Source organism: Salmonella sp. 5800 (assembly GCF_046558195.1).
GTDB classification, from domain to species: domain Bacteria; phylum Pseudomonadota; class Gammaproteobacteria; order Enterobacterales; family Enterobacteriaceae; genus Salmonella; species Salmonella enterica.
Genome location: NZ_JBGDOX010000001.1, coordinates 64,824 through 79,837, shown reverse-complemented (window position 1 = coordinate 79,837; position 15,014 = coordinate 64,824). Strand labels below are relative to the sequence as shown.

Sequence of the window (15,014 nt, the reverse complement as noted above, 5' to 3'; positions counted from 1 at the left end):
CATGTTATGTACATATAACGACAGTACCGAATTATAGTGTTACTGAACAATCGCTGCATGTAGTAAAGCAGTAATAAGCAGGACATTGAATCAAACCATCAGCAAGGAGCTGTGAACAAATGTCTCAGAACAAGGCTCGCAACATGCCATATTTGCTGGCTGTTATCTGCATTTATTTTAGTTACTTTCTCCACGGCATGAGTGTTATTACACTAGCCCAGAACATGACCTCCCTTGCACAGAAATTCTCCACGGATAGTGCCGGTATCGCCTATTTAATCTCTGGCATTGGTCTTGGCCGTCTGGTCAGTATTTTATTCTTTGGCGTACTGTCCGATAAATTTGGCCGTCGGGCAATAATACTGCTTGGCGCCGTACTATATATGCTGTTTTTCTTCGGTATTCCCGCCAGTCCTAACCTGATGATCGCTTTCATATTAGCGGTGTGTGTCGGCGTGGCGAACTCCGCGCTGGATACCGGCGGATACCCTGCATTAATGGAGTGTTTTCCCAAAGCATCGGGCTCGGCAGTTATTCTGGTTAAAGCGATGGTCTCTTTTGGGCAAATGATTTATCCCCTTATCGTCAGCGCCTTGTTAGTCAACCATATCTGGTACGGCTACGCGGTGGTAATCCCCGGTATCCTTTTCGTCCTCATCACGTTGATGCTGTTGAAAAGCCGTTTTCCCAGCCAACTTGTCGATGCCAGTATTGCGAAAGAATTACCCCAGATGAACAGTACTCCCCTCGTCTGGCTGGAAGGCGTAGCTTCCGTTTTATTTGGCGTCGCCGCGTTCTCAACCTTCTATGTGATTGTGGTCTGGATGCCTAAATATGCGATGGCCTTCGCCGGAATGGCGGAATCCGACGCGCTGAAAACCATCTCTTATTACAGTATGGGATCGTTGGTTTGCGTGTTTATTTTTGCCGCATTGCTGAAAAAAATGGTTCGCCCCATCTGGGCCAATGTTTTCAATGCCGGGCTGGCGACACTCACCGCTGCGGCAATTTATCTGTATCCCTCTCCACTGATCTGTAATGCTGGCGCCTTCGTGATTGGTTTTTCCGCTGCTGGAGGTATTTTACAATTAGGTGTATCGGTAATGTCGGAATTTTTCCCTAAGAGTAAAGCTAAAGTCACCAGTATATATATGATGATGGGGGGCGTTGCTAACTTTCTTATCCCACTGATTACCGGTTATCTCTCTACTATTGGCCTGCAATATATCATTTTGTTAGATTTTACCTTTGCACTACTGACATTTATCACCGCCATTATTGTATTTATTCGCTATTATCGCGTATTTAAGATCCCGCAAAACGATGTCCGATTTGGCGAGCGTTATTTCCAGTAAAAATGTTAACGATGCGCAACAGGCATGCGCCCTGCTCTGCACTGTCCACTTATTAAGGAGTATAAAATGGATGTTACCGCAAAATATGAATTAATTGGTCTTATGGCGTATCCTATCCGTCATAGCTTATCGCCCGAAATGCAAAACAAAGCGTTAGAAAAAGCGGGGCTACCGTATACCTATATGGCTTTCGAAGTGGATAACACGACGTTTGCCAGCGCCATTGAAGGACTGAAAGCATTAAAAATGCGCGGTACGGGCGTCTCCATGCCAAACAAACAGCTCGCGTGTAAGTATGTCGATGAATTAACGCCAGCAGCAAAACTGGTTGGCGCTATCAACACCATTGTTAACGATGACGGCTATCTACGCGGCTACAACACGGATGGTACGGGCCATATTCGGGCAATTAAAGAAAGCGGTTTCGATATTCGGGGAAAAACCATGGTGCTGCTCGGCGCGGGAGGCGCGGCTACCGCCATTGGCGCCCAGGCAGCCATTGAAGGCATTAAGGAAATTAAACTGTTTAACCGTAAAGATGACTTTTTCGAAAAAGCGGTTGCCTTTGCGAAGCGGGTGAATGAAAACACCGATTGCGTCGTTACCGTCACCGATCTTGCCGATCAGCACGCTTTTACTGAAGCGCTTGCCAGCGCAGATATTCTGACGAACGGCACCAAAGTTGGCATGAAACCATTGGAGAACGAATCCCTGATCGGCGATGTTTCCCTGCTCCGCCCTGAATTGCTGGTCACCGAATGTGTTTATAATCCGCATATGACAAAGTTATTGCAGCAGGCGCAACAAGCTGGTTGCAAAACAATTGATGGTTACGGCATGTTGTTATGGCAAGGAGCCGAACAGTTTGAACTGTGGACAGGAAAAGCATTTCCATTGGACTATGTGAAGCAGGTGATGGGATTCACAGCCTGACCGGTAAAATTATAATTGCGACGAATGACAATGAAGGGTACCAAATGAAAACCGTAACTGTAAGAGATCTCGTGGTTGGCGAAGGCGCGCCAAAGATCATTGTGTCGCTAATGGGAAAAACCATTACCGATGTGAAATCGGAAGCACTCGCCTACCGTGAAGCGGATTTCGATATTCTGGAGTGGCGCGTTGACCATTTTGCCAACGTGACAACGGCGGAAAGCGTACTTGAGGCCGCCGGCGCCATCCGGGAGATTATTACCGATAAACCCTTGCTATTTACCTTCCGCAGCGCGAAAGAAGGCGGCGAACAGGCACTAACCACCGAACAGTATATCGCTCTGAATCGTGCAGCGGTTGACAGCGGTCTGGTCGATATGATCGATCTTGAGCTTTTTACCGGCGACGATGAGGTGAAAGCCACCGTCGGCTATGCTCATCAACACAACGTTGCGGTGATCATGTCTAACCATGATTTTCATAAAACGCCCGCAGCGGAAGAGATTGTTCAGCGTCTGCGTAAAATGCAGGAACTGGGCGCCGATATTCCGAAGATCGCCGTCATGCCGCAGACTAAAGCCGATGTCCTGACCTTACTTACCGCCACTGTAGAAATGCAGGAGCGCTATGCGGATCGTCCGATTATTACCATGTCGATGTCGAAAACCGGGGTAATATCTCGTCTTGCCGGCGAAGTGTTCGGTTCTGCAGCAACGTTTGGCGCGGTGAAAAAAGCATCTGCGCCGGGACAAATATCGGTAGCCGATCTGCGTACCGTATTAACTATATTGCACCAGGCGTAATACTTTATCGTGTGGCAGAATATTCTCTTTCTGCCACAATAAAAATAAATAGTTATCTGACATGAATATGTTCCATATTCATTGAAAGCCGCTGTCTTTATTACCTTAACACGGTTATATCGATATTGCTTTCAGGGATAATAGTGGAGTAAATATGAAACTCAATAAGCCATCACGCATTAATGGCCGCGTTCCCGTGCTCTCTGCACAAGAAGCAGTAAATTATATTCCAGACGAGGCCACTTTATGTATTCTGGGCGCAGGCGGCGGTATTCTCGAAGCGACAACATTAATTACCGCACTGGCAGATAAATATCAAGCAACCCAGTCACCACGAGATTTATCTATTATTAGCCCTACCGGATTAGGTGACCGCGCCGATCGCGGCATCAGCCCGCTGGCGCAGGAGGGGCTGGTAAAATGGGCGCTATGCGGACATTGGGGGCAATCTCCCCGTATTTCTGAACTGGCTGAACAAAATAAAATCGCCGCCTATAACTACCCACAAGGCGTATTAACCCAGACGCTGCGCGCCAGTGCCGCACACCAGCCGGGTATTCTGAGCGATATCGGTATTGGTACCTTTGTCGACCCTCGCCAACAGGGCGGAAAATTAAACGACGTGACTAAAGAAGATCTCATTAAGCTGGTAGAGATCGATAATAAAGAATATCTCTATTATAAAGCGATAGCGCCTAATGTGGCTTTTATCCGCGCCACCACCTGCGACAGCGAAGGCTATGCATCATTTGAAGATGAGGTGATGTATCTTGATGCGCTGGTGATCGCCCAGGCCGTTCACAATAATGGCGGTATTGTAATGATGCAGGTGCAGAAAATGGTAAAAAAAGCCACGCTGCATCCAAAATCCGTGCGTATTCCCGGCTATCTGGTGGATATTGTGGTTGTCGACGCCGACCAGACGCAACTCTATGGCGGCGCGCCGGTGAACCGATTTATCTCCGGGGATTTTACTCTTGATGATAGTACCCAGCTTACCCTGCCCCTTAATCAGCGCAAGCTGGTAGCCCGACGCGCGCTGTTTGAAATGCGTAAAGGCGCGGTAGGCAATGTGGGCGTAGGCATTGCCGACGGTATTGGTCTGGTCGCTCGCGAGGAAGGCTGCGCCGATGACTTCGTGCTGACCGTAGAAACTGGCCCGGTGGGCGGTATTACCTCTCAGGGCGTGGCCTTCGGCGCCAATGTCAATACCCGCGCGATCCTTGATATGACCTCACAATTTGATTTTTATCACGGCGGTGGGCTCGATGTCTGCTATTTAAGTTTTGCCGAAGTGGATCAACACGGTAATGTCGGTGTACATAAATTCAACGGCAAAATTATGGGCACCGGCGGGTTTATCGATATTAGCGCAACGTCGCAAAAAATTATTTTCTGCGGAACTCTGACGGCCGGAAGTTTAAAAACTGAAATTACCGATGGCAAATTAAATATTCTGCAGGAAGGTCGCGTCAAAAAATTCGTCAGCGAACTGCCGGAAATTACGTTCAGTGGAAAAATTGCGCTTGAGCGCGGGTTAGATGTGCGTTACATCACTGAACGTGCGGTTTTCACTCTCAAACAAGATGGCCTGCATTTAATTGAAATTGCGCCTGGCGTCGATCTGCAACGGGATATTCTTGACAAGATGGATTTTTCACCGGTTATCTCACCAGATTTAAAACTGATGGACACAAGATTATTTACCGATAGCACTATGGGATTCACGCTTCCTGACGCAACACATTAAAAGGAGTACAAATATGGATTTTTCATTAACTGAAGAACAAGAACTATTACTGGCCAGTATTCGCGAGTTAATCACCAGCAATTTTCCGGAAGAGTATTTCCGTACCTGCGATCAAACGGGCACCTATCCCAGAGAATTTATGCAGGCGCTGGCAGAAAACGGTATTTCGATGCTGGGCGTCCCGGAAGAATTTGGCGGCATTCCGGCTGACTATGTAACGCAAATGCTGGCGCTGATGGAAATCTCAAAATGCGGCGCTCCGGCCTTTTTGATTACCAACGGCCAATGCATTCACAGCATGCGCCGTTTTGGTTCCGCAGAACAACTGCGTAAAACAGCAGAAAGTACTCTGGCCACCGGCGATCCAGCATATGCGCTAGCCTTAACAGAACCTGGCGCGGGATCTGATAATAATAGCGCTACAACAACCTGGACGCGTAAAAACGGCAAGGTTTATCTTAACGGCCAAAAAACGTTTATCACCGGTGCAAAAGAATATCCTTACATGCTGGTTCTGGCGCGCGATACGGAGCCAAAAGATCCTAAAAAAGCGTTCACGCTTTGGTGGGTGGACTCAAATAAACCGGGCATAAAGATTAATCCGCTGCACAAAATTGGCTGGCACATGTTGAGTACATGCGAAGTTTATCTCGATAATGTCGAGGTGGACGAAAGCGACCGGGTCGGTGAAGAAGGCATGGGTTTCCTCAATGTCATGTACAATTTTGAGATGGAGCGTTTGATTAATGCGGCGCGCAGTACAGGTTTCGCCGAATGCGCATTTGAAGATGCCGCCCGTTACGCCAACCAGCGTATCGCCTTTGGTAAACCCATCGGCCATAACCAGATGATCCAGGAAAAGCTGGCGTTAATGGCCATCAAAATCGAAAACATGCGCAATATGGTGTTGAAAGTCGCCTGGCAGGCCGATCGGGAAGAGTCACTGCGTACCAGCGCCGCGCTGGCTAAGCTGTACTGCGCACGCACAGCGATGGAAGTGATTGACGATGCGATTCAGATTATGGGTGGGCTTGGTTATACTGACGAAGCCCGTGTCTCCCGCTTCTGGCGCGATGTTCGCTGCGAACGTATCGGTGGCGGCACGGATGAAATTATGATCTATGTGGCAGGACGCCAAATTCTGAAAGACTATCAGAACAAGTAAGGATCGTACCGGAACGTCTTATTCGGCCTGACTGCTTTACGGCATCAGGCCGAATAAATCAGATAAATTTCGCCGTCAGGTATTTGGCAGCAAATACGCCTGCTCAACCAGACTATTTTTAAATTGCTTACGATAATCGTTGGGAGAACATCCTACATGCCGCATAAACAATTTGGCAAAATGGTCCACATTTTCATATCCTACCCGCCATGAAATTTCTGCCAGTGGCGACTCAGTGTTTGTCAGCGCAAACTTGGCCTCGGTCATACGTCGTTGAATAACATAGTTGATAGGGGATATATGATATTCTTTGGCAAATTCATGGCATATATAACTGACGCTGGCGCGAAATTTTTTCGATAGCTGGTTAAGCGTGATTTTTTCACGATAATTATTATTGAGATAAACAAGTACATCCTTAATTAATACATCTTTTTTAATGTAACCTTGTTCAGAACGATAGGCGTTTTTAAAATTTTCATAGTAAAGTGCGGTCAGGGTGTAAGCAAATGCATCGTATACAGAGGAAGCCAATACATTTTTCCCCTGCGGAAGTAACACGCTTAATTCATTAAAGATACTTTTAATGACCTCTTTCCCCTGAACCACGGAAACCACCGGACAGGAATGACTCTGCAATAGTTGGTTTTCTTCCCAACCTGGAAAACAAAACCCATACAGCGCACAGGTATAGGTGGTAGCCGGCGAATTGCTGTCGGATGCTACAGCGTGTAGCCGCCCCCGCTCAACGACGACAATATCGTCCGCATGCGCGACGTAGAGTGAAGAGTCAATAATTAACCTGGCTATCCCTTTTTTGACGTAAATAAGCTCTGTTTCATTATCATGCATATGATGGCCAGACTCCCAGTTTGGATCATCGCTAATGACAAAACGTGAAAATCGAGGGGTCTTGTCCTGTTCAAAAATCGTCTCCGCGGCGGAGTCAAAACAGCGCTGATACATAATAACCTCTGTCAGGTTTAAAAAGATAACCAGGATAAAATAAAGCGAGCGTCAGTGTTGTACAACCGTGGAGATTACCAGCAAAACAAGATTATTCGTTCCGAATGCAAGATATTATGTTCTTTTGCAGACAGCTCAGATTACCTGTCGATAGCGTATTATCAGACAAAAATACATAGCCGACATATCTTTGATGTTTTCTTTTAACCTCACAGAAACAACATCGCACGTTTCATGTTAAAAAATGATGATATGCTTCGCACTTATTATTCTCACTACCGTATTTATATTTTTATGACGCCCTTTTCAGATGGTTGCTAACGATTCTCTGTTCGCAGATTTTTCGTGCAAGATTGTTGGCAAGGAAAACAGATTGACCCATCGAAAACCTCTTCAGACTGCCGCAGACTATTTTCAGTCAGATTTACGTTACTTATCCGCACGCGACTCACTGGAGATGCAATGAAAATAATAACCTGCTTTAAGTTGGTGCCTGAAGAACAGGACATTACCGTGACCCCGGAGCATTCGCTCAATTTTGATCGTGCCGAGGCCAAAATCAGCCAGTTTGATTTAAATGCAATTGAGGCCGCCGCGCAGTTAGCTGGCGATGGCGACGAGATCGCCGCGCTCACCGTCGGCGGCTCTCTGTTACAAAATTCAAAAGTCCGCAAAGATGTGTTATCCCGCGGGCCGGATGCGCTTTTTATGGTTCAGGATGCGCAACTGGAGCACGCCCTGCCCAAAGAAACCGCGCTGGCGCTAGCATCCGCGGCGGAGAAAATTGGCTTTGACCTGCTGCTCTTTGGAGAGGGCTCCGGCGATATTTATGCCCAACAGGTGGGCCTGCTGACTGGCGAACTCCTGAAACTCCCCGTCATCAACGCAGTAAGCCGTATTCAACGCGACGGCGACAAAATCATCGTTGAACGCACACTGGAAGAAGACGTTGAAATTATCGAGCTCACGCTGCCCGCGGTGCTTTGCGTGACCTCAGATATTAACGTTCCACGCATCCCGTCAATGAAAGCCATTCTCGGCGCCGGGAAAAAAGCCGTTACGTCGTGGCTGGCGAGCGATATCCACTGGACCCCAACCACGCCACTGGCGGAACTGGTCGCCATCTCGGTACCGCCGCAGACAGAACGCAAGCATATCATTCTCGATAACGATTCGCCGGAAGCCATCACCGCACTGGCCGACCATTTGAAAAAATCCCTGAACTAAGCCCAACGGAGAAAAATTATCATGAATCATTTAGCTAACGTATGGGTATTTAGCGATAACGTAGAGCGTTATGCCGAATTAATGACCGGCGCGCGGCAGTGGGGAGAAAAAGTTTACGCCATCGTGCAAGGGAACACGGAGATCGACTACGTGAAAGCGCTTGGCGCTGATGAGATAGTCATTCTTGAATCGCATACGAATTTGCAGCGCGTGGAAAACTATGCCGAAACGCTGGCCTCGTTATTAGGCGACAAAAATGGGCTACTGCTCATGGCGGCGACCAAGCGCTGTAAAGCGCTGGGCGCCCGGCTGAGCATCCAGCTTGACGCCGTGATGGTGAACGACGCGACGTCTATTGACCTCCTCGACGGGACGCTACACGCAGAGCATCGCATGTACGGCGGACTTGCTTTCGGCAAAGAGAAATTAAACAGCCCGCAGGCGATTATTACGCTGGCACCCGGCGTGCTGGAACCCGCCGCCCCTCTCCCCGGTCATACTTGCCCGCAGACCACGCTGGCATATATTGCCCCACGCCACGAGGTATTGTGCCAGCAGCGGCGCGCGAAATCGTTAAGCAGCGTCGATTTGAGCAAAGCCAAACGGGTCATCGGCGTAGGACGAGGCCTGGCGGCGCAAAGCGATCTGGATATGGTGCATAAACTGGCGACCGTCCTCGGCGCAGAAGTGGGCTGTTCCCGCCCCATTGCGGAAGGTGAAAACTGGATGGAACGCGAGCGTTATATTGGCGTATCCGGCGTTCTGTTGAAATCCGATCTCTATCTGACGCTGGGCATTTCCGGCCAAATTCAACATATGGTGGGTGGAAACGGCGCAAGAATTATTGTCGCAATAAACAAAGATAAAAACGCGCCCATTTTCAATTATGCCGATTATGGTCTGGTGGGCGATATCTATAAGGTTGTTCCTGCCCTCATCGACCAGTTAAGCCGCTAATTCCTTTTTCAACGCACATCTCCCGTCGTCGATACGGCGGGAAAGGAGCATAAAGCATGTCGGATGATAAATTTGACGCTATTGTGGTGGGCGCAGGCGTAGCAGGAACGGTCGCCGCGTATGTGATGGCAAAAGCGGGACTGGATGTACTGGTTATTGAACGCGGAAACAGCGCGGGCAGCAAAAATATGACCGGTGGGCGGCTCTACGCTCACAGTATCGAAAGTATTATGCCGGGATTCGCAACGTCCGCCCCCATCGAACGTGTCGTTACCCGTGAAAAAATCTCCTTTTTAACCGAAGAAAGCGCCGTCACACTTGATTTTCACCGCGCGCCCCCTACTCCGCCCCTTACGTCATATACCGTACTGCGCAACAAACTGGACCCGTGGCTAATGGCGCAGGCGGAGCAGGCTGGCGCACAGTTTATCCCAGGTGTACGGGTCGACGCTCTGGTACGTGAAGGCAATCGCGTCACTGGCGTTCAGGCCGGGGATGATATTCTTGATGCGAATATTGTGATTCTCGCGGACGGCGTGAATTCCATGCTGGGCCGTTCGCTGGACATGGTGCCTGCCTCTTCTGCGCATCACTATGCCGTCGGCGTAAAAGAGTTGATTGGGCTCTCTCCGGCACTTATTGAAGAGCGCTTTAATCTGGCGTCCCATGAAGGCGCCGCCTGGTTATTCGCTGGCGCGCCCTCCAACGGGCTCATGGGCGGCGGGTTTCTTTATACCAACCGCGATTCGGTTTCTCTGGGGCTGGTATGTGGCCTGGGCGACATTGCTCACGCGACCAAAAGCGTACCGCAAATGTTGGAAGATTTTAAACAGCATCCGGCAATACGCCCTTTGATTCAGGGGGGAACACTGCTTGAATACTCCGCTCATATGGTGCCCGAAGGCGGCATAGCAATGATGCCGGAGCTGGCAAATGACGGCGTGATGATTGTCGGCGACGCCGCCGGTCTTTGCCTGAATCTCGGTTATACCGTCCGCGGCATGGATTTAGCCATCGCGTCCGCGCAAGCGGCCGCTCAAACCGCCATTGACGCTAAAGCGCGGCAAGATTTTTCCGCCGCGAGTCTTGCCGGTTACAAACGCGCGCTGGAGAAAAACGGCGTGTTACGCGATATGCGGCATTTCCGCAAACTCCCCGGATTAATGGAAAACCCACGGCTTTTTACCGAGTACCCGCGAATGGCGGCAAACATTGTGGGCGATCTGTTCACCGTTGATGGCGGTCCAGTCCCACCGTTGCGTAAAACTATCCTGTCACATGCGAAAAAAATTGGACTGGTGAATCTATTAAAAGACGGCATAAAAGGGGCTACGGCATTATGAGTTCGGACAATAAGGTGAATGTTGACGTCAAATTGGGCGTAAATAAATTTTACGTAGATGAAGGACACCCACATATCATTTTGCGCTCCTCGCCTGACATGCAGGAGTTTAATAAATTAATAAAAGCCTGCCCTGCCGGACTCTATAAGCTGGACGATGCGGGAAATATTCATTTTGACTCCGCGGGCTGCCTGGAGTGCGGGACCTGCAGGGTTCTCTGCGGCAATACTCTTCTCGAAAAATGGGAATACCCGGCGGGAACGTTCGGCGTTGAGTTTCGCTACGGCTGACGCTCTGAAACACCGGATAACGACGCTACGGCGTCTTATTCGGCTTGCCCCCGGAGATTACGTCATTTGTATTAATAGAGAACAAGTCAATGAGTGTTACATTAACGTTTGACGCCGCAAGGCGGAAAACCTATCGCGAGTCCGGCTACTGGGGCGATGCTTCACTGGGCGACTACTGGCGGCAAACCGCACGCGCCGTACCCGATAAAATCGCCGTGGTCGATAATCATGGCGCGTCCTGGACCTACGCCGCGCTCGATTGCGCGGCAAGCCGCCTGGCAAACTGGTTACTGTCTCAGGGGATTCAACCGGGCGATCGCGTGGCCTTTCAGCTTCCGGGCTGGTGTGAGTTTACTCTCATTTATCTGGCCTGCCTGAAAACGGGCGCGGTATCTGTCCCGCTGCTTCCCGCCTGGCGAGAAGCAGAGCTGGTTTGGGTGCTGAACAAATGTCAGGCTAAAATATTCTTCGCCCCCACCGTATTCAAACAGAATCGTCCGGTCGATCTTATCCTTCCGCTACAAAATCAACTGCGCCATCTGACGCATATTGTCGGCGTGGATAAACTGGCGCCTGCCACCACAGCGCTTGCGCTTAGTCAAATCATCGACCGCAGCGAACCGTTGCAGTCAGACATTAACATTCACGGTGATGAGCTGGCGGCAGTGCTGTTTACCTCCGGCACAGAAGGAATGCCGAAAGGGGTGATGTTGACCCACAATAATATTCTTGCCAGCGAACGGGCGTATTGCGCGCGGTTGAATTTAACCTGGCAAGATGTGTTCCTGATGCCTGCGCCACTGGGCCACGCCACCGGATTTTTACACGGCGTCACCGCGCCCTTTTTAATCGGGGCGCGTAGCGTATTGCTGGACATCTTTACCCCAGAAGCCTGCCTTACCTTATTAGCGCAGCAACGCTGTACCTGTATGTCAGGCGCGACGCCGTTTATTTACGATCTGCTTTGTGCCGTTGAGCAACAGCCTGCCGACCTCTCCTCACTGCGATTCTTCTTATGCGGCGGCACGACTATTCCCAAAAAGGTTGCCCGCGACTGCCAGCAGCGCGGTATCAAATTATTGAGTATTTACGGTTCTACAGAAAGTTCTCCACACTCGATGGTTAATCTGGGTGATTCGACTTCACGCATGATGAACACCGATGGTTATGCCGCCACCGGTGTAGAAATTAAAATCGTGGATGAAGATCGCAATACGCTTCCAGCAGGCCACGAAGGCGAAGAAGCCTCGCGCGGGCCGAACGTTTTTATGGGATACCTGGACGAGCCGGAACTTACCGCCCGCGCACTGGATAATGAGGGCTGGTATTACAGCGGCGACCTCTGCCGCATGGATGAAGACGGTTATATCAAAATTACCGGGCGCAAAAAGGATATTATTATACGTGGAGGTGAAAATATCAGCAGTCGCGAGGTGGAGGATATTTTATTGCAACACCCCCGCATACACGATGCTTGCGTCGTTGCTATGCCTGATGAACGCTTAGGCGAACGTTCATGCGCGTATGTAGTCTTAAAACCGCCGCACCTTTCGCTGACGCTGGAAGAGGTGATCGCTTTTTTCAGTCGAAAACGGGTAGCGAAGTATAAATATCCGGAACGGATCGTCATCGTAGAAAAACTGCCCAGAACCGCCTCTGGCAAAGTGCAGAAGTTTCTGTTGCGGCAGGATATTATTGAGCGGCTGCGCCAGGAGCACACTGCGGTATAAATTGCCGGATGGCGACGTTAACGCCGCCATCCGGTATTACACTACTTCTTCAGTTCCGCCAGACTCAGCCAGGTCTGAACCACGGTGTCCGGGTTCAGCGACAGGCTGTCGATCCCCTCTTCCATCAGCCAGGCGGCAAAGTCTTCATGGTCGGACGGACCCTGACCACAAATTCCAACATATTTGCCCTGTTTTTTCGCCGCGCGGATCGCCATCGACAGCAGCGCTTTCACCGCGTCGTTACGCTCGTCAAACAGTTCAGACACCACGCCGGAATCGCGATCCAGCCCCAGCGCCAGCTGCGTCATGTCGTTAGAACCAATCGAGAAGCCATCAAAATACTCGAGGAACTGTTCAGCCAGCAAGGCATTGGACGGGATCTCGCACATCATGATGATCTTCAGCCCGTTCTCGCCGCGTTTAAGCCCCTGGCGCGCCAGCTCTTCGATGACCGCTTTCGCCTGGTCGACCGTCCGCACGAACGGGATCATGATTTCGACGTTGGTAAGGCCCATATCGTTGCGCACGCGTTTCACCGCTTCGCATTCCAGCGCAAAACAATCGCGGAAACTTTCTGCGACGTAACGACCCGCGCCGCGGAAGCCCAGCATCGGGTTTTCTTCATGCGGCTCATAACGTTCGCCGCCGACCAGGTTGGCGTATTCGTTGGACTTAAAGTCAGACAGGCGAACGATAACGCGTTTCGGGTAGAAGGCGGCGCCTAACGTCGCGATCCCTTCCGTCAGTCGACCAACGTAAAATTCACGCGGCGAGTCAAACCCTTTCATCATCTCACGAATGTCGTTTTGCAGCGCGGCATCCTGGTCGTCAAACTCCAGCAGCGCACGCGGGTGAACGCCAATCATACGGTTAATGATGAATTCCAGTCGCGCCAGACCTACACCTTCATTCGGCAGGCAGGCAAAGTCAAATGCCCTGTCCGGGTTGCCGACGTTCATCATGACCTTCAGCGGTAGCTCTGGCATGGTATCTACGCTGGAGCTTTTTACGCTGAAATCCAGCATGTCGGCATACACATAACCGGTATCACCTTCCGCACAGGAGACGGTTACTTTTTCGCCATCTTTCATGCGTTCGGTGGCGTCGCCGCAGCCGACTACCGCCGGAATGCCCAATTCGCGGGCGATAATCGCCGCGTGACAGGTGCGCCCGCCACGGTTAGTGACAATCGCCGCCGCTTTTTTCATGATCGGTTCCCAGTCCGGGTCGGTCATATCGGTGACAAGCACATCGCCAGGCTCAATACGGTTCATTTCGCCGATATCGTGAATAACTTTTACCGTACCTGCGCCGATACGATGACCAATGGCGCGACCTTCGGCAATGATTTTCCCCTGCGCATGTAGCGTATAACGCTCCATCACCTGGCCACGGGAGCGCACGGTTTCCGGACGTGCCTGCACAATAAAGAGCTTACCGGTATGACCGTCTTTCGCCCATTCGATATCCATCGGACGACCATAGTGCTGCTCAATCTGCACCGCTTGTTTCGCCAGTTCCTGCACTTCTTCGTTGGTGAGCGAGAAAATGTCGCGCTGTTCCTGCGGCACATCCTCAATCTTCACTTGCTTGCCGTGCTCCTGGGTGGCGGCGTAAACCATGCGGATTTTTTTCGACCCCATGGTGCGGCGTACGATGGCCGGACGGCCTGCCGCCAGGGTTGGCTTATGGACATAAAATTCATCCGGGTTAACCGCGCCCTGCACCACCATTTCACCCAGTCCCCATGCCGAGGTGATAAAGACCACCTGGTCAAAGCCGGATTCGGTATCGATAGAGAACATCACCCCTGACGAGGCGAGATCGGAGCGAACCATCCGCTGCACGCCAGCGGAAAGCGCTACGCCGCGATGATCATATCCCTGGTGAACGCGATAAGAGATGGCGCGATCGTTAAACAGAGAAGCAAATACGTGTTTCACTGCCACCAGCACCGCGTCGAAGCCCTGAACGTTAAGAAACGTTTCCTGTTGGCCCGCAAACGAAGCATCTGGCATATCTTCCGCCGTAGCGGAGGAACGCACGGCAAAAGAGGCATTTTCATCATCCGACGAAAGCTGCGCATAGGCATCGCGGATGGCGTTTTCCAGCGCCGGCTGGAAAGGAGTGTCGATAATCCACTGGCGGATCTGCGCGCCCGCTTTCGCCAGCTGGGAGACATCATCAATATCTGTCTTATCCAGCAGCTCATAAATGCGCTGGTTTACGCCGCTTTGATCCAAAAACTGGTTAAACGCATCGGCAGTGGTTGCAAAACCATTCGGAACGGATACGCCCATGCCGGAAAGGTTAGTAATCATTTCACCCAGGGAGGCATTTTTGCCCCCAACTCTGTCTACATCATTCATGCCGAGTTGGTTATACCAAAGCACCAGCGGTGACGAGCCATTGTTGGACATCGAACAATCCTTTTGTGATAAATGAACGAGTTTAAGAAACACATAGTTGCGTATTTATCCTGGCATACTTAAACC

Annotated in this window: 12 protein-coding genes; 10 read left to right on the top strand and 2 right to left on the bottom strand. The window is 50.6% G+C overall.

Translation table 11 applies throughout. From position 1 onward, the window contains the following. Positions 1 to 119: 119 nt before the first annotated feature. The 5 genes from ACLJZ5_RS00380 (at position 120) to ACLJZ5_RS00360 (ending at position 6,006) form a co-directional block, all read left to right on the top strand. The gene (locus ACLJZ5_RS00380; RefSeq protein ID WP_024157009.1) at positions 120 to 1,355 is read left to right on the top strand and encodes an MFS transporter; all 1,236 of its coding nucleotides are present in this window, start codon (positions 120 to 122) and stop codon (positions 1,353 to 1,355) included. Between the two features lie 66 nt (positions 1,356 to 1,421). Beyond that, positions 1,422 to 2,288 (top strand): quinate/shikimate dehydrogenase, encoded by an 867-nt coding sequence (gene ydiB, locus ACLJZ5_RS00375; protein WP_024798033.1) that lies wholly within the window; start codon positions 1,422 to 1,424, stop codon positions 2,286 to 2,288. A gap of 44 nt (positions 2,289 to 2,332) precedes the next feature. Continuing rightward, positions 2,333 to 3,091, top strand: a complete 759-nt coding sequence (gene aroD / locus ACLJZ5_RS00370) for a type I 3-dehydroquinate dehydratase (protein WP_000860221.1) — start codon at positions 2,333 to 2,335, stop codon at positions 3,089 to 3,091. 154 nt (positions 3,092 to 3,245) lie between these two features. After that, positions 3,246 to 4,841 (top strand): acyl CoA:acetate/3-ketoacid CoA transferase, encoded by a 1,596-nt coding sequence (locus ACLJZ5_RS00365; RefSeq protein ID WP_024798032.1) that lies wholly within the window; start codon positions 3,246 to 3,248, stop codon positions 4,839 to 4,841. A gap of 13 nt (positions 4,842 to 4,854) precedes the next feature. Continuing rightward, the gene (locus ACLJZ5_RS00360; protein ID WP_000347824.1) at positions 4,855 to 6,006 is read left to right on the top strand and encodes an acyl-CoA dehydrogenase; all 1,152 of its coding nucleotides are present in this window, start codon (positions 4,855 to 4,857) and stop codon (positions 6,004 to 6,006) included. 75 nt (positions 6,007 to 6,081) lie between these two features. On the opposite strand, the gene ACLJZ5_RS00355 is transcribed toward ACLJZ5_RS00360, so the two are convergent. Next, positions 6,082 to 6,972, bottom strand: a complete 891-nt coding sequence (locus tag ACLJZ5_RS00355; protein ID WP_024798031.1) for an AraC family transcriptional regulator — start codon at positions 6,970 to 6,972, stop codon at positions 6,082 to 6,084. A gap of 462 nt (positions 6,973 to 7,434) precedes the next feature. On the opposite strand from ACLJZ5_RS00355, the gene ACLJZ5_RS00350 reads away from it, so the two are divergent. The 5 genes from ACLJZ5_RS00350 (at position 7,435) to fadK (ending at position 12,519) form a co-directional block, all read left to right on the top strand. Further along, a complete protein-coding gene (locus ACLJZ5_RS00350) occupies positions 7,435 to 8,199 on the top strand; it encodes an electron transfer flavoprotein (RefSeq protein WP_024798030.1) in 765 nt (254 codons plus the stop codon). 21 nt (positions 8,200 to 8,220) lie between these two features. Continuing rightward, entirely contained in the window at positions 8,221 to 9,156 is a 936-nt protein-coding gene (locus tag ACLJZ5_RS00345; RefSeq protein WP_024798460.1) for an electron transfer flavoprotein subunit alpha, read from the top strand. Between the two features lie 56 nt (positions 9,157 to 9,212). Then, on the top strand, positions 9,213 to 10,499 hold the full coding sequence (locus ACLJZ5_RS00340) for an FAD-dependent oxidoreductase (protein WP_001278555.1): 1,287 nt from the start codon (positions 9,213 to 9,215) through the stop codon (positions 10,497 to 10,499). Next, positions 10,496 to 10,789, top strand: coding sequence for a ferredoxin family protein (locus ACLJZ5_RS00335; protein ID WP_000093362.1), 294 nt, complete (start codon positions 10,496 to 10,498; stop codon positions 10,787 to 10,789). Before ACLJZ5_RS00340 ends, ACLJZ5_RS00335 begins: the two co-directional genes overlap by 4 nt. Before the next feature lie 89 nt (positions 10,790 to 10,878). Then, complete coding sequence (gene fadK / locus ACLJZ5_RS00330; RefSeq protein WP_000117492.1) at positions 10,879 to 12,519, top strand: medium-chain fatty-acid--CoA ligase; 1,641 nt, start codon at positions 10,879 to 10,881, stop codon at positions 12,517 to 12,519. A 41-nt stretch (positions 12,520 to 12,560) separates the two neighbouring features. Here the strand turns inward: fadK and ppsA are convergent, their stop codons facing one another. Next, positions 12,561 to 14,939 carry a phosphoenolpyruvate synthase gene (ppsA, locus tag ACLJZ5_RS00325; RefSeq protein WP_000069333.1) on the bottom strand — a complete coding sequence of 793 codons (2,379 nt, stop codon included), beginning with the start codon at positions 14,937 to 14,939 and terminating at the stop codon, positions 12,561 to 12,563. Positions 14,940 to 15,014: the final 75 nt, after the last annotated feature.